The following is an 18,307-nucleotide window of genomic DNA, read 5'->3' on the forward strand; positions in this document are numbered from 1 at the left end:
CTGGCCGGCGCGGGCCGCGGCGCCGATGACCCGACATCGGGGGCCGCGTTGGGGGCGACGGCCGGCCAATGACGATCAACGGGCAGCGGGGGTGCCGGGCCAACGGCAATGAATAGACGTTGCCTGAGTTTACGATTCCACGCCGCGTGTCGAAACCCGTCGCCGCCCCCGAAGGGACCAACTGACCAACGTCAGCCACTCCGCAAGGTAACGAGAAGTCCTTCCAGCTCATCTGGCATCACCAGGACATCACGGGCCTTCGAGCCTTCACTCGGGCCGACGATCCCCCGGCTCTCCATCAGGTCCATGAGCCGGCCGGCCTTGGCGAAACCCACGCGCAGCTTGCGCTGCAGCATCGACGTCGAGCCGAACTGGGTGCTCACCACGAGCTCGACGGCCTGCAGGAACAGCTGCATGTCGTCGCCGATGTCCTCGTCGATGTCCTTGCGCGGGCCGGCCTCCTCCTCGAACACGTCCTCCCGGAACGCCGGCGGGGCCTGCTCCTTGGTGTGGTCGACGATCGCGGCGATCTCGTCCTCGGAGACGTAGGCGCCCTGGATGCGGGCCGGCTTGCTCGCCCCCATCGGCAGGAACAGCGCGTCGCCCAGGCCGACGAGCTTCTCGGCGCCGGCCTGGTCAAGGATGGTGCGGCTGTCGGCCAGGGACGCGGTGGCGAACGCCAGCCGCGACGGGACGTTGGCCTTGATCAGGCCGGTGACGACGTCGACCGACGGGCGTTGGGTCGCGAGCACCAGATGGATGCCGACGGCGCGGGCCATCGCGGTGATCCGACAGATCGCGTCCTCCACGTCCCGTGGGGCGACCATCATCAGGTCCGCGAGCTCGTCGACGATTGTCAGGATGTACGGGTACGGCGTGTAGACGCGCTCCGAGCCCGGCGGCGCGACGATCTCGCCGTTGCGCACCTTCCGGTTGAAGTCGTCCACATGGCGCACACCGTTGGCCGCGAGATCCTCGTAGCGGTTTTCCATCTCCTTCACGACCCACTGCAGCGCGTCCGACGCCTTTTTTGGATTCGTGATGATGGGGGTAATGAGGTGCGGAATACCCTGATAGCTGGTCAGCTCGACCCGCTTCGGGTCGACGAGCACCATCCGCACCTGGTCCGGCGTCGCACGCGCCAGCACGCTCGTGATGAGGGTGTTGATGCACGTCGACTTGCCGGCCCCCGTCGCGCCCGCGATGAGGATGTGCGGCATCTTCGCCAGGTTCGCCAGGACGTAGCCGCCCTCGATGTCCTTGCCGAGCCCGACCAGCAGCGGGTGCGGGTTGCCGGTGGCGTCGGCGCTGCGCAGGACGTCGCCGAGGGAGACCAGCTCACGGTCGGTGTTCGGGATCTCGACGCCGACCGCGCTCTTACCCGGGATCGGGCTGATGATCCGCACATCCGGGCTCTTCACCGCGTAGGCGATGTTCTTCGCCAGCTGGGTGATCCGCTCGACCTTGACGGCCGAGCCCAGCTCGACCTCATAGCGGGTCACCGTCGGGCCGCGGGTGAACCCGGTAACCCGGGCATCCACCTTGAACTGGGAGAAAACATCCGTGAGCGACGCGATCACCAGGTCGGTCGCGGCCGAGCGCAGCTTCGGCGGGGTGCCGGACTTCAGCAACGTCGGCGACGGAAGCACATAGTCACCCTCGACGGGCACCGGCACGAGGTGCTCGATCTCGTCGTCCGCCCCCGCGACCGAAGCGGCTCCGGCCGCGGAGCCGGCCCCACCGGCCGGCTTGCGCTGCCGCGGCGGGCGCCGCGCGGGCGCGGCCGGCTCCTCCACGTCGCCGTCGGGGCCGAGGTCCAGGCCAAGGTCGAGGTCGAGGATGTCGCCGGTGGCCACACCGGCGCCGTGCCCGGCCGGCGGTGGGACCCTCCGGCCCGCCGGGCCAGCGAACTCGGTGTCGACGTCGTACACGTCGCCAGCACCAACTCCGGTGCCAGCGGCGGCGGCGCCGATGTGACGGCGGCCCCTGCCCCGGCCGCGGCCCCCGGCCGGCGTGCTGCCCGCGAGCAGCTCGTCGGCGAGTCCGACCCGGCCCGACTCGCCGGGCAGCTCGTCGGCGTCGTCGAACTCGTCGATGTCGTCGCCGGGACCGCCGGCGCGGCGCGGGCCGCGGGCCGACGCCCCTCGCTGGCCGTCGCGGTCCTCCCGGACGCCGGCGGCCAGCCGGTCGACCAGGCCGCGGGCCAGCACCGGAACCTGCCGCAGCGGCGTCCGCGTGATCACCAGCACGCCGAAGAGCGCCAGCAGGATCAGCAGTGGCGCGGCGACATACGGCGTGACCGCGGCCGCCAGGGGCGAGGAGGCGATGAAGCCAGCGGTACCGCCCGCGGCGCGCAGTTTCTTCAATCCGCCGTCGAAGTCGGGGATGCCGCGCACCACGTGGTAGAAGCCGAGCGCGCCGAATGTCGTCGCGACCCAGCCGATGACCACCCGGCCGCGGCTGTCCGGGTCGGCCGGGGCTCGAACCAGTCGCCAGGAGGCGACGAACCCGATCACCGGCAGCAGCAGCGCCCCGGCACCGAACAGCAGCCGCAGCAGGGAGCTCAGCGCGGCGCCGACCGGCCCGGCGGCGTGGAACCACAACGCGGCCATCGTGAGGATCGCGCCGCCGAGCGTCGCGAGCCCCACACCGTCGCGCCGGTGCTCTGGTTCGATCCGCAGCTCTCGGCTGCCGCGGCGAATGTGCCGCAGCGAGGTACCGAACACGGTCGCGCCGGTCATCCATAGCCGGCCGACACCCCGGAGCAGCCACACGGTGATGGCGAGCGAGAGGGGCGTACGGGGGTTGGACGCACCGCGTGCGCGTCCACCGCCGCCGGAACCGCCCGACGGACGACTCGCGCCCGAACCACGGCCACGGGCAGGCCGGCTACCAGCGCCGGCGGCCCGGGACGTGGCCGATCCTTCCCGGGGTCGCGCGCCCGCCCCGGTCGTGCGTGTGGCCACGCGAGCACGTTACAAGCCCGGCCCAACCACTCCCGGCATCCCCGACCTTCCGGGCGCGCCGTGGAGCGGTCACAGCGCCGCTCACGCCGGCACCACAGATACGTCATATGCCGACAGTTGTTGGTCGGCAGTCACGATCGGCACGTCGAGACACTGGGCCTGGGCCACGATCAACCGATCGAACGGATCACGGTGATGATCAGGCAGGTCAGCTACCCGCAAGGTGTGATCATGCTCGATGGCAAGCGCCACGGTTCCGGATAGCCGAAGAAGCTCCGGAATGAACCGGTTGGGCGGCTTTGGGAGGGGCAGCTTCCCCAACCGGTACTTGATCGCGATCTCCCAGCTGCTCACGGCGGACAGCAGCAGCTCGTTGCGGATGTCAGCAAGCAGTTCCCGAGTGGTGTCGCTGAGCCGGCCAGGCTCAGCGACCATCCACAGCCAGGTCTGCGTGTCCACGAGAAAGCGGTTCACCGGTAGAAGAGATCCTCGACGTCCGCGGGAAGCGGTGCGTCGAAGTCATCGGGCACCGTGAACTGGCCCTCGGCGATACCCAGCCTGCGGACCCGCGGGCCAGGAAATGGAACGATCTTGGCAACGGGCTGGCCGCTGCGCAGGATGTCCACCTCCTGGCCGCCGTCCACCGCGCGCAGCAGTTCGGACAGCCGCGTCTTCGCCTCGTGCACGCCGACCTGGATCGCAGGCTTGGCCACAGGCTCCGGGATCCCGGGCTTAGTCATGGACTTAGTCTACCCGGGTTCACATCAAAGATCACCCAGCTTGGGGCGGCGACACGGTCCGGCTCAGACCTCGACGACGACGGGGACGATCATGGGGCGGCGGCGGTAGGTGTCGCTGACCCAGCGGCCGACGATGCGGCGGACGAGCTGCTGGAGAGCGCTCGCGTCGGTCATGCCCGAGCGCATGCCGTCGGCCAGGCCGTCCGCGACCATCTTGCGCACCTTCTCGAAGGCGGCCCTGTCGTCGGAGAAGCCACGGGCGACGAGATCCGGCCCGGCGATGACCTTGCCGGCGGCGGCGTCCACCACCGCGGTGATCGTGATGAAACCCTCCTCGCCGAGGATGCGCCGGTCCTTCAGGCTCGACTCGCCGACATCGCCGACGGCGCCGCCGTCGACGTAGACGTAGCCGCACGGCACGGCACCGGTGATCGACGCCTGGCCCTCGACGAGGTCGACGACCATGCCGTCCTCGGCAAGCACGATCCGCTCGGCGGGCAGGCCGGTCAGCTCGGCGAGCGCGGCGTGCGCTCGCAGATGCCGCCACTCGCCGTGGATCGGCATCATGTTCGACGGCCGGGTGGCGTTCAGGACGTAGAGCAGCTCGCCGGCGGCCGCGTGGCCGGAGGTGTGCACCTTGGCGACGCCCTTGTGGACGACCTTGGCGCCCCAGCGGGTCAGGCCGTTGATGACCCGGTAGACCGACTCCTCGTTGCCGGGGATGAGGCTGGAGGCGAGGACGACCGTGTCGCCGGCCTCGATCCGGATCGCATGGTCGCGGTTGGCCATCCGCGACAGCGCCGACAGCGGTTCGCCCTGCGAGCCGGTGCAGACCAGGCAGATGTTGCGGTCAGGCAGCGACTCGATGTCGCGGGCGTCGATGACCAGGCCGGGCGGCACCCGCAGCAGGCCCAGATCACGCGCGACGCCCATGTTGCGGATCATCGAGCGGCCGATGAAGCAGACCGAACGGCCGTGCGCCTCGGCGGCGTCGAGGACCTGTTGCACCCGGTGCACGTGGCTGGCGAAACTCGCGATGATGATCCGCTTGCCGGCCTCCCGGAACACCCCGTCGAGCACGGGGGCGATCTCCCGCTCCGACGTGACGAAGCCGGGTACCTCCGCGTTCGTCGAGTCGGACATCAGCAGGTCGATGCCCTCCAGGCCGAGGCGGGCGAACCCGCCGAGGTCGGTGAGCCGGCCGTCGAGCGGCAGCTGGTCCATCTTGAAGTCGCCGGTGTGCAGCACCAGCCCGGCGGCGGTGCGGATCGCGACCGCGACGGCGTCCGGGATCGAGTGGTTGACGGCGAGGAACTCGCACTCGAACGGGCCGAAGCCGTGCTTCTGCTCCTCGGTGATCTGCATGGTCACCGGCTTGATCCGGTGCTCCTGGAGCTTGGCGACCATGAGTGCCAGCGTCAGCCGGGTGCCGACCAGCGGAATGTCGGCTCGCTCGCGCAGCAGGTAGGGAACCGCGCCGATGTGATCCTCATGGGCGTGCGTGAGGATGATCGCCTCGATGTCGTCGAGACGGTCCCGGATCGCGGTGAAGTCCGGCAGGATCAGGTCGACGCCGGGCTGGTCGGTCTCCGGGAACAGCACGCCGCAGTCGACGATCAACAGCCGGCCGTCGTGCTCGAAGACAGTCATGTTCCGGCCGATTTCGCCGAGACCACCGAGCGGGATGATCCGTAGGCCCTCGACCGGCAGCGGCGGCGGGGCCCCGAGCCCCGGGTGCGGACGGCTCATGAGGCGTTCGCCCCCACAGGCGCGGCGGCGAACGCCGGCGCCGCGGGCGGCTCCAGCACCGCCGCGGCCAGGTCCAGGCGGAGCTGGTCGATCTCCGCGGCGGTGGCGTCGACCAGCGGCGGGCGAACCGGCCCAGCAGGCAGGCCTCGCAAGGTTAGAGCGGCCTTCGTTGTAATCACTCCCTGAGTTCGGAAGATGCCCTTGAAGATGGGCAGCAGGCCGTGGTGTATGCGTCGCGCGCTTATCAGATCGCCGGCATCGAAGGCCGCGATCATTGCTCTTAGGGCGGGTGTCCCGACGTGCGCGACCACGCTGACGAGGCCGACGGCACCGACCGAGAGCAGCGGCAGGGTGAGCGCGTCGTCGCCGGAGTAGTACGCCAGCGTCGAGTTCGCGATGACCCGCGAGGAGCTCTCCAGGTCGCCCTTCGCGTCCTTCACCGCAACGATGTTCGGGTGCTCGGCGAGCGCGAGCAGCGTCTCGCTGGCGACTGGCACGCCGGTCCGCCCCGGAATGTCGTAGATCATGACGGGCAGGCCGGTGGCGTCCGCGACCGTCCGGAAGTGCCGGGCGAGACCGGCCTGCGGCGGCTTGCTGTAGTAGGGCGTCACGACCAGCAGGCCATCCGCGCCAGCCCGCTCGGCGGCCCTGGCCAGCTCGGCGGTGTGCCGGGTGTCGTTGGTACCGACCCCCGCGATCACGGTGGCGCGGTCACCGACGGCCCCACGGACCACCCGGAGCAGCTGGTCCTTCTCCGCGTCCGAGGTGGTCGGCGACTCGCCAGTGGTGCCACTGATCACCAGACCGTCGTTGCCGGCGTCCACGAGGTGGGAGGCCAGCGCCGCGGCACCGTCGAGATCGAGAGCGCCGTCCGGGAGGAAGGGCGTCACCATCGCGGTGATCAGGCGCCCGAACGGCGCGGGGGGCAACACTGACATACCGGCCACGCTAGCTGGCACCTCCGACTTCCCTGCTTCCCCACCGATCCGCCATGAGGTGGTCGGCGCTGATCAGTACATCCGGCCCGGCCAGGCTCGGCAGGCGGATCCGCGGGGACCCCTCGCGTCCATCAACGCCAAAGCCAGCCGCCGCTCCGGCGCCGCGCCCGCGCACCGCCAGCGTCATTCTCCCGCCCAGAGCGCCGTCGCGCCCACGAGCCCGCCACCCGGGCGGCCGGCGCGCCCGAGTCAGCGCTGCTCGGAGGCACGCGACGCCCGGGGACCCAGGCGGCCGAAGACCAGCATGTTCCGGTCGAGGCGCTGCCACAGCTCGCGACGACCCAGGCGGGCCAGCGACCGACCGCCCACCACCGGGGACCTGCGTACCGAGACGCCAAGCCCGAAGTTCTTCGGCATGATCAACCGCCCGTTGCTTCTCGACTGTGCTGTCTCGACGGCCGCCGCGCGGTCCCAACGGCTGCGCTGTAACAGCAACCGCCGCGCCACACCGACAACCACGATCCGCCTACACCAAGATGCGCCGACGGTCACCGTGCCCGCGACATCGGCCATGGGTCTGCGATCAGGGTATCGGACGCCGCCACCGTGCGCGGCCCGTCGGCTCGCCCGGTAGGGCCGGCCCGGTCCGCGCGGCGCCGGAGCCGCTGGACCGTCCTGAGCGGAATCGGCGGGAAAGCGCCTAATGTGCGACCGTGTCCATCACTCTGACGGCCCTGTACCTGACGGAGCGCTGATGGTCGGCGTGGGCTCGCCCCCGGGAGGCGGTGCCGGGTCACGGGGCGCCGACGCGCTACGCCGCTGGCGGCGTCGGGACGACGCGGACGCGGCGCCGATCCTCGACCTGACCGACGTCCATGAGGTCACGACGGCGCTGCTCGTACCGCCGCCGGAGCTGCGCGGGGTGCGCCGCCGGGTCGTCGACCAGTTCACCCTGTTGTCCGCGAACCGGGCCAAGCTCGCACGCTCGATCAACTGGGGGCCGTTGGACGGCCTGCTGAACTCCGTCGTGCCACCGACCCGGCGACTCGACACCCGCGGCCGGCTGCCCGCCGAGGTCTCACTGCTGCTGCCGGTCTCGACGCTGCCCAAGCGGGCCCTGGTCGCGTTCAACCTCGCCGGCCCAGGTGGATCCGACGCCCATCTGGTGCCGTACACCACCTCGGTCGCGATCCAGGGATATGTCGTCGCCCTGCTGGCGGAGGAGATCGGTCACCTGCCGCCACCGGACGCCCGGCGCATGGTCGACGCGATCAGCCGGTTCCGGCCCGGCCGGCTCGCGGGCAACCGGCCACGCCTGATGCCGCAGCGCCGCCCCCTGGACGCGCTGACGGCCCGGCCGCTGTCGCTGCGCGCCCTTGGGGAGTATCTGGCCAGGGAGGCCGACCTGGCGGTGCCCGAGGCGACGCTGCACCGCTGGACCGGACTCGTCGAAGGGGCGCAGGGAGTGCTGCTCGCGGCGCTGGACGAGCCGTTCGACCCACTGTCCAGCGCCGACACGCTGCTGCTCGCGGCCGGCGAGCTGCGGCGCGACCCCGAGCTGCCCGACGACCCGACCGTCGAAGACGTCGAGCGGTATCTGACGGCGTTCGTCGACTGGGTCGACGAGCTGGCGGCCGCCGGCCCGCGGGCGGTGCCGGTGCTCTCGACGATCGCCGAGTACGGCCGGCGCTGGGAGGCGCTGGCGCAGGTCGCCGTCGACCCCTACCGCCCGTCACTGATCAAGATGACCGAGGAGCGGCGCGCGCTGCTGGTCCGCCACCCGCCCGCCCGGCAGTACACATCCCGGTGGCGATGGGTGACCGGGAGCCTGGCGATGACCAGTCCGATGGCCCTGGTCGACCTGGACCCAGGCGTGGGCAGCTACCACGTCAGCATCGGCACGGACGACAGCAGCATCGAGATCAGCCACCCGGTCGTCCTCGACCTCTACGACGACCCGGTCGAGCGGACCTACGTCGAGGACGTGCAGGACAACCGCGAGGTGTACGCGTACTACACGACCGACGTGCGCCGACCGAGCCGAGCGCGCCTGGCGGTCGGCCTGTCGGTATCGCCGGACGTCTCCCGGGTGACCGTCGCCATCAGCGTCCTCATGGCGCTGGCGGTGGGCCTCGCGGCGCTGCCGGTCGAGCTCGGCCCGGACGCGGTGGCGGTCATCGCCGTCCCGTCGTCGTTCGCCGCGACGATCCTGCTCACCCGCGAGCGCAGCAGTCTCGCCGCCTGGGTGCTCGGACCGCTCAAGGCCACCCTGCTCGCGTTGCTGGTGGCGCTCGCCGTTCTTTCCGGCCTGCGCGCCCTCGGCTGGCACCAGCCCGCCGACTCGGCGGGTACCGCGGTCACGCCCGGAGCCCCTGCCGGATCGGCGAACGGGGTCCCTGCCGGATCGGCGAAGTGGTCAGCGGCGACGCCCCTGACCGGTCGGCCTGACTGACCAAGCCGAAGAGGCGCCCGGGCGAGACGGTTGTGCTCTCGCCCGGGCGCCTCGGCCGGCGCGGCGCCGAACGCGTCGGCGCCGCGGGCCGGCTGACTACTGCTGGCCGCCCGGCCAGCCGCCCTGCGGCGGCTGCTGCTGCCAACCGCCCTGCGGCGGCTGGGGCTGCTGCTGCCAGCCGCCCTGCGGCTGCCCCTGCGGGGGCTGCTGCCAACCGCCCTGCGGGGGCTGCTGCTGCCACGTTCCCGGCGGGACCTGCTGCTGCCCCTGCGGCCACTGACCGGGCTGCGTGCCCTGCGGCCACCCCTGCGGCTGGCCGTACGGCGGCTGGGGGCCACCCGCCGGCGTGGTGTCGCCGCTGCGGAACCGAAGGAAGGCGAACACGGTGAGCGCGATGGCGGCGATCAGGCCGAGGTAGGTCCCCGCCCGCGCGCCGGCCTCGATCGACCCGCCGAACAGGGAGGCGTCCCCGTCGTCGGGCCGGTCGTAGGTCACCCAGCGGAGCAGGATCAGCACCACCGCGAGCCCACCGGCGCCGACGAACGCCAGCGCCGGCTGGACCGGGCCGAGCGTGGGCACCCGGAACCCGGCGAACACCTGCGCGGCGACGAGCCCGGCGACGGCCAGGCAGAGCAGGACGGAGAACCAGGCGGCGAACCCCATGTTCCAGGCGTTCGCGCTGGCGCTCGCGCTACCGAACTTCACGCCGTACCAAGGCAGGAAGCTGAAGATGAACATGAGGAGGCCAGCCCCCATGACCCCGATGTCGCCGGTCGCGAGGTCGCGACCTCCGATTCTTGGCATGACGCAACCCTTCTTCTCCGGACGCCTACGGCTCCGGAAGATCATGGCGTATCCGCTTCGGCTCGCTGGCCAGCCCCCGCGACCGAGTACGGCCGCAACAGCGATCCCCACCAGGATCTCTACCGATGAACAAGATGAACAGAAACGGCGCTGCCAGACGTTCGTCCGGGCAAGCTACACCCGAATGGGAGATTTGTCGTCTTCTAGTGCCTGCCGGTTGACGGGCCGTTACGCCGCAGACGTGCCCATCGGCGGCGCTTCACCCGTTCGGGCCGCCCCCGGCTGTCGCTCTTCCGACAAGATCCCGCGGACGCCGCGGGCGATTTCCAGGTCCTCACGAGCGGCGACCACGAAGGTGCGGACGGATGCCCCGGCGGCCGTGAGGTCGGTGTCCTCGCTGGCGGCCGGATCGTGCTCCGCGTTGCGGACCGGGTCGACGGCGACGCCGAGGAAGGCGAGGCCGTCGGCCGCGGCGGCACGGACCTGGGCCGAGCGCTCACCGACGCCGCCGGTGAACACGAGGGCGTCCAGGCCCCCGAGCGAGGCCGCCATCGCCGCGATCCCGGCGCGCAGCCGGCGCAGGTAGACCGCCAAGGCCAGCCCGGCGTCCTCCTCGCCGCGACCGGCCCGCTCGACGACGGCGCGCATGTCCGAGGTGCCGGCGAGCGCGGCCAGCCCGGAGGCGTGAAAGAGCGCCTCAGTGAGATCCCTGGCGCTCATCCCCACCGACGTCTGGAGCCACAGCAGCAGCCCCGGGTCGACGTCGCCGGACCGGGTGGCCATGACCAGCCCCTCCAGCGGCGTGAACCCCATGGTCGTGTCGACGCTCGCCCCGTCGCGGACGGCCGCGAGCGACGCGCCCGACCCGAGGTGGCAGGTGACGACGCGACGGGCGCCCGCGGCGCCGGCGACGCTCCCGGCGGTCACGGCGCCCGCGGGGGTCACGACGGCCACGAGCTCGGCCGCGCGGCGGGACGCGTAGGCGTGCGAAAGCCCGTGAAAGCCGTAGCGGCGGATGCCGTACCGCTCCCGCCAGACCGCCGGCACCGCGTAGGTGGCGGCGGCCGGCGGCAGGGTGGCGTGGAACGCGGTGTCGAAGCACGCGACCTGGACGGCGTCCGGCAGCACCTCGCGCACCGCGTCGAGCGCGGCCAGTGCCGCCGGCTGATGCAGCGGCGCGAGCGCCGTCAGCTCGGCCAGGCGCGCGGCCACCGCGTCGTCGACGCGGACCGGCGCGACGAACGCGGTGCCGCCGTGCACGATCCGGTGGCCGACGGCGACCGGGCCCATGGCCGCCTCGGCCCGCTCGGCTCGTTCGGCTCGCTCGGCGCTCCGCCGGGCGAGCAGCTCGCCGACCGCCGCGCGCAACTCCGCCAGGTCGACGCGGCCGGCGGGAGCGGCCAGCTCGCGCGCGCCGAGCAGCGTCTCGTCCGGCGCGACGAGCGCGAGCTTGAGCGTCGCCGAGCCCGCATTGACCACCAGCACGTCCACGGCGCCGCCCGTCTCGGTCAGTAGGGCCAGATCAGCACGGCCAGATCAGTACGGCCAGACCCAGTCGCGGATCTCGGGCGGGTCCTCGCCGTGCTGGCGGGTGTAGGCGCGGACCCGCAGCCGCTCGTCGACCATCGCCTGGCGGACGTGCGCGGCCCGCGCGCCCAGCGACGGCACCCGGTCGATCACGTCGGCGACCAGGTGGAAGCGGTCGAGGCCGTTCATCATCACCATGTCGAACGGCGTCGTGGTGGTTCCCTCCTCGATGTAGCCGCGGACATGGATGTTGTGGTGGTTGGTCCGCCGGTAGGTCAGCCGGTGGATCAGCCACGGGTACCCGTGGTAGGCGAAGATGACCGGCCGGTCGGGAGTGAAGAGCGCGTCGAACCGGGCGTCGGAGATGCCGTGCGGATGCTCGCTCTCGCTCTGCAGGGCCATCAGGTCGACGACGTTCACCACCCGGACCCGCAGCCAGGGGATGTGGCGGCGCAGCAGGTCCACGGCGGCCAGCGTCTCGAGCGTCGGCACGTCGCCGGCGCACGCCATCACCACATCCGGAAGCCCGTCACCGGCGCCGGGGCCGCCATCGGCGCTGTCCTGGTCGTTGCTGGCGAAGTCCCAGATGCCCAGGCCGCGGGTGCAGTGGGCGATCGCCTGCTCCATGGTCAGGTAGTTCAGCGCCGGCTGCTTGCCGGCGACGATCACGTTGATGTAGTCCCTGCTGCGCAGGCAGTGGTCGGCGACCGACAGCAGCGTGTTCGTGTCCGGCGGCAGGTAGACCCTGACGACCTCCGCCTTCTTGTTCACGACGTGGTCGATGAAGCCGGGGTCCTGGTGGGAGAAGCCGTTGTGGTCCTGGCGCCAGACATGGCTGGTGAGCAGGTAGTTGAGCGACGCGATCGGGCGGCGCCACGGGATCTCGCGGGTCGTCTTCAGCCACTTCGCGTGCTGGTTGACCATCGAGTCGACGATGTGGATGAACGCCTCGTAGCAGGAGAAGAGGCCGTGCCGGCCGGTGAGCAGGTAGCCCTCCAGCCAGCCCTGGCACAGGTGCTCGGAGAGCACCTCCATCACCCGGCCGGCCCGGGCGAGGTGCTCGTCGGTCGGCAGGATCTCGCCCTCCCAGACCCGGTCGGTGACGTCGAAGACGGCGCCGAGCCGGTTCGAGGCGGTCTCGTCGGGGCCCATCAGGCGAAACGTGCTCGGGTTGTCCCGGATGAGGTCGCGCAGCAGCTGGCCGAGCACGGTCGTCGCCGAGGTCGACGACGTGCCGGGCGCCGGCACGTCGACGGCGTACTCGCGGAAGTCGGGCAGGGCGAGGTCGCGCAGCAGCTCGCCGCCGTTGGCGTGTGGGCTGGCGCTCATCCGCCGCCGCCCCGCCGGCGCGAGCGCCGCCAGCTCAGGGCGCGGCCGGCCGGTGGCGTCGAACAGCTCCTCGGGCCGGTAGCCGCGCATCCAGTCGGCGAGCTCGTCGATCCGGTCCGGGTGGTCCCGCACGTCGGTGATGGGCACCTGGTGCGCGCGCCAGGTGCCCTCGACGGGCAGGCCGCCGACCGTACGCGGCCCGGTCCAGCCCTTCGGGGTACGAAGCACCACCATCGGCCAGGCTGGCCGGACCACGTCCCTGCCCGCGGCCAGCGCCGCCCTGGCCTCCTCCTGGATCCTGGCGATCTCGTCGAACGCCTCGTCCAGGACGGCGGCGAGCCGGCGGTGCGCCTCGGCCGGGTCATCGTCGGCGCCGGCGGTGACGTGCAGCGGCGCGTAGCCGTAGCCGCGCATCAACGCGTCCAGCTCGGCCTCGGGGATGCGGGCGAGCACGGTCGCCTGCGCGATCTTGTAGCCGTTGAGGTGCAGGATCGGCAGGACCGCGCCGTCGCGGGCCGGGTCGAGGAACTTGTTCGAGTGCCAGCTGGCCGCGAGCGGGCCGGTCTCGGCCTCGCCGTCCCCGACGACGCAGGCGACCACCAGGTCGGGGTTGTCGAAGGCGGCGCCATAGGCGTGCGCCAGGGCGTAGCCCAGCTCGCCGCCCTCGTGGATCGAACCGGGCGTCTCCGGGGCGACGTGGCTGGGAATTCCGCCCGGGAACGAGAACTGCCGGAACAGCCGGCGCAGCCCGGCCTCGTCCTGGCTGATCGTCGGGTAGACCTCGGAGTAGGTGCCCTCGAGGTACGCGTTCGCGACGATGCCGGGGCCGCCGTGCCCAGGACCGATGACGTACATCATGTCCAGGTCGCGCTCTTTGATCACCCGGTTGAGGTGCGCGTAGACCAGGTTGAGGCCCGGGGTGGTGCCCCAGTGGCCGAGCAGGCGCGGCTTGATGTGCTCCCGCTGGAGCGGCTCCCGCAGCAGCGGGTTGTCCAGCAGGTAGATCTGCCCGACGGACAGGTAGTTCGCCGCCCGCCAGTAAGCGTCGAGCAGCGCCACCTCCTCATCCGTGAGCGGCGCCGACCCGCCGACGCTCGGGCGCGTCGGCGGGTCGGCGATGGGCTCGGCTGGCCGGGAGGTGGCGAGGTCCGCGGCACCGGTCATCGGCTGGCTCTTTCCTGTCGAGGCCGGTTATCGGGCTGGCTGGGACGGGTGACGCCCGTCAGGACGCGCGCCGTCCCAGCCAGCCCGGCTGGCTCGGCGGGCGCACAGGTTCATTCGACCACTCCCCCGTGGCGCCGAGGACATGTCCACCTACCTCAGCCGTCATGACCTCAGTCTCTAGGAGTGTGACCCGGCAGGCCTGTAGTGCCACCGGTCGGAGTCCCGTGCGTGCCTCGCGAGGACGGTGTCGCGGACCCCTGGGAGCCACGGACCCCAGAGAGCCACGGGCTTCTAGGGAGCGGAGTCGACCACCTCGGTCGTCACCGCCGTGTAGGCGAGAGTGGCGCCCTTGGGCAGGCGGATCTTCGCGTCGTCAACCAGGACAACCTCCCGCTCGCCGATGTACTCACCCGTCGCCGGATCAAAGATGATCTCCTGGCGGACCTCGGGATCCTCATCGCGACCGACCGCGACGCCGTCCTTGCCGGCCAGGTTCGCGGCATGATCCGTGACCGCGACGCCGGGGATGCCACTCGCCGCGCGGAACAGGGCGGCACGAAGGTCCGCCGGCACGAATCCGCCTCGCAGCAGGTCCGCGATGAAGACCAACGCCTCGCCGTCCTTCGACTTACCCTGGCCCGCCGAGTCGTGGTAGATCCGGCCGAGAAGCTGGTCCGGGTCACGAGGCAGGCCGGCGATGAACTCCGGCGTCGGGGTCTGCCAGCTGGGGGTGACGGGCCCGTGGAACGCGCCGCCGGCCGCGCGGACCAGCTCGGTCGGGGGCTGGGGGAGCGGCGTCGCCCGCGGCACGCCGTTCTTGTCCAGCCGCCACTCCATCCCGCCGGGAACGGTCCTGCGCAGGACCCACGGCTTCGCCGGGTCGCCCGGGATCCAGGTCTCGTTGACTTCGTCGCCCTGCCAGCTGAGCTGCTTGCCGGGCCCTTCGTCCACGAAGAAGACGTCCCTGCCCCGGTTCGTGATCTTCCGATACTGGGACGGGCCGACCGGCGGGTCGGGCGTCGCCGCCGAGCTGGCCGCTGCCTGCTCCAGCAGCGAGGCGGCCTCGGCCGTGGCCCCGGCCGTGCCGTCCACGGTCAGCGTGTCGACGGCGAACAGGCCGCCTGCAACGATCACCGCCGCGGCCGCGACCGCGACGGCCCGGCGTGCCGTGACCCGAGGGCGGCGGCGGGCCTTCCCGGCGTTCCGCGCGGGGCGGCCCTCCTGGTGAGAGCTGGGGGCCGGGGCGGTCCCGTCGCCAGCCAACGCCGCGCGGTCCAGGAGGCGCCGGCGGGCGTCGGCGAGCCGGTCAGGGCCGGGCTCCCCCACGTCGTCCCACAGCAGCGCCAGTGATGCCAGCTCGGCGCGGGCAGCCACCTCGTCCGAGGCCGGCTCGTTCCGTGGGCGCGCGAGGCGCCTCCCGCCCTCGTCTGTCCGCTCGTGCCCCTCGCGGCCGGTCATCCGGCCATCCGCGGGCAGCCAGTCATGCATGGTGGCCCTCCTCGATCGGGCGCGGGTCGCCGGCGCCAAGGGTGGCGCGCAGGCGACGCCGCGCGCGGTTCAGGCGTGAGCGCACCGTGCCGACCGGGACGCCGACGGCCTCGGCGATCTCCGCATAGGAGAACGCGGCCCAGGCGAACAACAGCAGCACGTCCCGGTCCTCGGCGGACAGCTCGGCCATGGCCGCCGCGACGGCTCTCTTCGACGCCTGAGCGTCCACCCGTTCCAGGGCACGCTCGATCCCGTCTTCGGCCAAGGTGTCCGCGCCGGCGCGGCCATAGGCTCGCAGCCTGCGCTCCTCGTCCCGGCGGTGCCGGCCGAGGAGGTTGGAGGCAATGCCGTACAGCCAGGGCCGGGCATCGGCCCTGGTGACGTCGTAGCTCCCCCGGCGCTCGAAGGCGACCAGGAAGGTCGACGCCACCAGGTCATCCGCGATCTGCTGGCCCGCCCTGCGGGCGAGGTAGCGGTGGATCGCCGGGGCGTGCCGGTCGAACAGCTCGGCGAAGTCCGCCGGCACGTCGACCGAACGCGCGACGACCTGCGCGTCGGTCGCCGTCCGCTCCCGCTCGGCGCCGGCCGGCCGTTCCGGACCGGCCACCGCCTCGCGGGCTCCCGCCGCTCGGCCGGGCCGGGCGGGCCAGCCGCCCACGACGGCCGCGACATCTGCTCTGGCCCCGGTGTCTGCGCTCACATAGCTACTTGCCCGTTACGCCCCTTCGGGTTCACGGCGACGGGCGCCCCTTCCGAATCACGGGGCAGCGGGCAGGCGGCGACTATCCCTCGGAAACGAGCGGGCTGGAGGCGATCTCGGTGCCGTCGTCGAGCGCGGAGAGGCGGAAGTCCGCGAACACGTTCGGCGCGACCTCCCGCAGCGCCCGCAGGACCGCGACGGCGAGCTCGCGGATCTCGACGTCCGCGGACTCGCTGGCGCGCATCGCGATGAAGTGCCGCCAGGCGCGGTAGTTGCCGGTGACGACGATCCTGGTCTCGGTGGCGTTCGGCAGCACCGCACGGGCGGCCTGCCGGGCCTGCTTGCGCCGCGACGTGGGCGCCGCGACCTCGGCGAAGTGCTTCTCCAGGCCTTCCAGCAGCTTCGAGTAGGCGGCCAGGGACGCGGCCGTCGCCTCCTCGAAGATCGCGTGCAGCTCCGGGTCGGCGGCGATCACGTCCGGCTCGACCATCTCGGCGTCCCGCTCGGGCACGTAGCGCTGGGAGAGCTGGCTGTAGGAGAAGTGCCGGTGGCGGACCAGCTCGTGGGTGAGGCTGCGGGAGATGCCGGTGAAGTAGAGCGTGACGGTGCCGTGCTCGAGCACCGACAGGTGGCCCACCTCGAGGATGTGCCGCAGGTAGCCGGCGTTCGTCGCGGTCGCCGGGTTCGGCTTGCTCCAGCTCTGGTAGCAGGCCCGGCCCGCGAACTCGGCCAGCGCCTGGCCGCCGTCGGCGTCGGTCTCCCACGGCACGTCGGCCGGCGGGAGGAACTCCGTCCGCGCGATCACCTGAACTCGCACTGCCACCTCCACGACCGACCCACCCGTTGCCGATCCACCGTAACCGCCGCCTACGACACCCGGACCCGGGCCCGGACCAGTACGCGGACCTGTAACCGGTACCTGGTCGGACCGGGCCGAGGGAGGCAATGCGTCAGGGCGTCCAGGTCTCCGGGTCGGCGGGGGCCTGGTCGCCGGTGGCCATGTCCTTGACCTCGTGGTCGCGGCCGTCCTCGAACGGGGGGAACCACACCGCGCCGATGCCCTTGCGGGAGGCGTAGCGGATCTGCTTGGCGAGCTTGTCGGCCTGGTGGTAGGTCTCCACCTTCAGGCCGCGGGCACGCAGCCGGGCGGCCGTCGCGACCGCGGCGCGCCGGCGCTCGTCGCTCGGGATGACGACCAGGACGTCCGCGGGGCTCGCCGGGCCGGGCGTGATCAGGCCCTCGGCGACGAGCTTGGCGAAGATCCGCGTGAGGCCGATGGAGATGCCGACGCCGGGCAGGCTGCGCCGGATGAACGAGCCAGCCAGGTCGTCGTAGCGGCCGCCGGAGCAGATGCTGCCGAAGCCGGGCCAGTCGACGAACTTCGCCTCGTAGACCGTGCCCGTGTAGTAGTCCAGCCCGCGGGCGATCGACAGGTCGGCGACGACGCTGCCCGCCGGCAGGTCGGCGAGCTCGTCGAGGACGAACGACAGCTCGTCCAGGCCCTCGGAGAGCAGGTCGGACTTGACGCCCAGCCGGCCGACCGCCTCGATGACGCCGGCCGACCCGTCGGCCTTGACCGCCGCCAGGTCGAGCACCGCGCGGGCCTGCGTGGCGGACAGGCCCACCGTCCCGACGAGCAGCTTCTCGACGCCGTCCGCGCCGATCTTGTCGAGCTTGTCCGCGACCCGGATCACCGCCACCGGGTCGTCGATCCCGAGGCCCTCGTAGAAGCCCTGCAGCAGCTTGCGGTTGTTGACGTTCAGCGTCCAGGCCGGCACCCCGAGGTCGGTGAGCACCTCGTGGACGATGCGCGGCAGCTCGGCGTCGAAGTAGAGCGGCACCTGGTCGACGTTGATGACGTCGATGTCGCACTGGGTGAACTCGCGGAACCGGCCCTCCTGCGGCCGCTCGCCTCGCCAGACCCGCTGGATCTGGTAGCGGCGGAACGGGAAGGCCAGCTCGTTGAAGTGCGCGGCGACGTAGCGGGCGAACGGCACCGTCAGGTCGAAGTGCAGCCCCAGCCGGCCGCTGTCGTCGCCCGTCTCGGCCTGCAGCCGGCGCAGCGCGTAGACCTCCTGGGAGGTCTCGCCCTTCGCGGCGAGCACGTCGAGCGACTCGACCGACGGCGTCTCGACCGAGCAGAAGCCGTAGCGCTCGAAGGTCGCGCGGATCCGGTCGAGCCAGTTCTGCTCCACGGCCCGCACGCCGGGCAGCCATTCGGGGAAGCCACTGATCGGGACGGGCCTGACGATCGGGACATCGCTCATCGCGGCGGAACCTGACCTCTCACATCGACTCGGATGGGTGGGAGACGACACACGGCATGGATCGCCGTGGTCGATCACCGATGTCGGGAGAGGTACACGCTGCGCACTCTACCGGTTGCCGATGATCAGTCACGGGTCGAGCCACGGCGACGGGACGCCAACGGACGGTCGACGGGCGGTGGC

At 72.0% G+C, this 18,307-nt stretch carries 14 protein-coding genes; 1 reads left to right on the forward strand and 13 read right to left on the reverse strand.

The genetic code is table 11. The annotated features are described in order from the left end of the window. Nucleotides 1-191: 191 nt before the first annotated feature. The 6 genes from FRCN3DRAFT_RS0234830 to FRCN3DRAFT_RS47685 form a co-directional block, all read right to left on the reverse strand. Nucleotides 192-2,741, reverse strand: a complete 2,550-nt coding sequence (locus tag FRCN3DRAFT_RS0234830; protein WP_007513415.1) for a DNA translocase FtsK — start codon at nt 2,739-2,741, stop codon at nt 192-194. A 306-nt stretch (nt 2,742-3,047) separates the two neighbouring features. Beyond that, nucleotides 3,048-3,440, reverse strand: coding sequence for a type II toxin-antitoxin system VapC family toxin (locus FRCN3DRAFT_RS0234835; RefSeq protein ID WP_007513416.1), 393 nt, complete (start codon nt 3,438-3,440; stop codon nt 3,048-3,050). Beyond that, a complete protein-coding gene (locus FRCN3DRAFT_RS0234840; RefSeq protein ID WP_007513417.1) occupies nt 3,437-3,706 on the reverse strand; it encodes a type II toxin-antitoxin system Phd/YefM family antitoxin in 270 nt (89 codons plus the stop codon). Before FRCN3DRAFT_RS0234840 ends, FRCN3DRAFT_RS0234835 begins: the two co-directional genes overlap by 4 nt. A 63-nt stretch (nt 3,707-3,769) precedes the next feature. Then, on the reverse strand, nt 3,770-5,455 hold the full coding sequence (locus FRCN3DRAFT_RS0234845) for a ribonuclease J (RefSeq protein WP_007513418.1): 1,686 nt from the start codon (nt 5,453-5,455) through the stop codon (nt 3,770-3,772). Next, entirely contained in the window at nt 5,452-6,393 is a 942-nt protein-coding gene (dapA, locus tag FRCN3DRAFT_RS0234850; protein WP_035931075.1) for a 4-hydroxy-tetrahydrodipicolinate synthase, read from the reverse strand. Before dapA ends, FRCN3DRAFT_RS0234845 begins: the two co-directional genes overlap by 4 nt. 249 nt (nt 6,394-6,642) lie before the next feature. Further along, on the reverse strand, nt 6,643-6,966 hold the full coding sequence (locus tag FRCN3DRAFT_RS47685) for a hypothetical protein (protein ID WP_035931077.1): 324 nt from the start codon (nt 6,964-6,966) through the stop codon (nt 6,643-6,645). Nucleotides 6,967-7,147: 181 nt separating this feature from the next. On the opposite strand from FRCN3DRAFT_RS47685, the gene FRCN3DRAFT_RS0234860 reads away from it, so the two are divergent. Beyond that, the gene (locus FRCN3DRAFT_RS0234860; protein ID WP_007513421.1) at nt 7,148-8,845 is read left to right on the forward strand and encodes a hypothetical protein; all 1,698 of its coding nucleotides are present in this window, start codon (nt 7,148-7,150) and stop codon (nt 8,843-8,845) included. Between the two features lie 96 nt (nt 8,846-8,941). On the opposite strand, the gene FRCN3DRAFT_RS0234865 is transcribed toward FRCN3DRAFT_RS0234860, so the two are convergent. From FRCN3DRAFT_RS0234865 to hisS, 7 genes are all read right to left on the reverse strand, one after another. Continuing rightward, entirely contained in the window at nt 8,942-9,649 is a 708-nt protein-coding gene (locus FRCN3DRAFT_RS0234865) for a hypothetical protein (RefSeq protein ID WP_007513422.1), read from the reverse strand. A 228-nt stretch (nt 9,650-9,877) separates the two neighbouring features. Beyond that, the gene (locus FRCN3DRAFT_RS0234870) at nt 9,878-11,140 is read right to left on the reverse strand and encodes an acetate/propionate family kinase (protein ID WP_007513424.1); all 1,263 of its coding nucleotides are present in this window, start codon (nt 11,138-11,140) and stop codon (nt 9,878-9,880) included. A 45-nt stretch (nt 11,141-11,185) separates the two neighbouring features. Further along, nucleotides 11,186-13,669, reverse strand: a complete 2,484-nt coding sequence (locus FRCN3DRAFT_RS0234875) for a phosphoketolase family protein (protein WP_007513426.1) — start codon at nt 13,667-13,669, stop codon at nt 11,186-11,188. A gap of 291 nt (nt 13,670-13,960) precedes the next feature. Further along, nucleotides 13,961-15,157 (reverse strand): CU044_5270 family protein, encoded by a 1,197-nt coding sequence (locus tag FRCN3DRAFT_RS50175; RefSeq protein WP_007513428.1) that lies wholly within the window; start codon nt 15,155-15,157, stop codon nt 13,961-13,963. Then, on the reverse strand, nt 15,150-15,857 hold the full coding sequence (locus FRCN3DRAFT_RS0234885) for an RNA polymerase sigma factor (protein ID WP_232794346.1): 708 nt from the start codon (nt 15,855-15,857) through the stop codon (nt 15,150-15,152). Before FRCN3DRAFT_RS0234885 ends, FRCN3DRAFT_RS50175 begins: the two co-directional genes overlap by 8 nt. A gap of 82 nt (nt 15,858-15,939) precedes the next feature. Continuing rightward, nucleotides 15,940-16,674, reverse strand: coding sequence for an FAD-dependent thymidylate synthase (gene thyX / locus FRCN3DRAFT_RS0234890; protein WP_007513431.1), 735 nt, complete (start codon nt 16,672-16,674; stop codon nt 15,940-15,942). 133 nt (nt 16,675-16,807) lie between these two features. Next, nucleotides 16,808-18,124 (reverse strand): histidine--tRNA ligase, encoded by a 1,317-nt coding sequence (gene hisS, locus FRCN3DRAFT_RS0234895; RefSeq protein WP_007513433.1) that lies wholly within the window; start codon nt 18,122-18,124, stop codon nt 16,808-16,810. Nucleotides 18,125-18,307: the final 183 nt, after the last annotated feature.

Source organism: Pseudofrankia saprophytica, assembly GCF_000235425.2.
In the GTDB taxonomy this organism is placed as follows: Bacteria; Actinomycetota; Actinomycetes; order Frankiales; family Frankiaceae; genus Pseudofrankia; species Pseudofrankia saprophytica.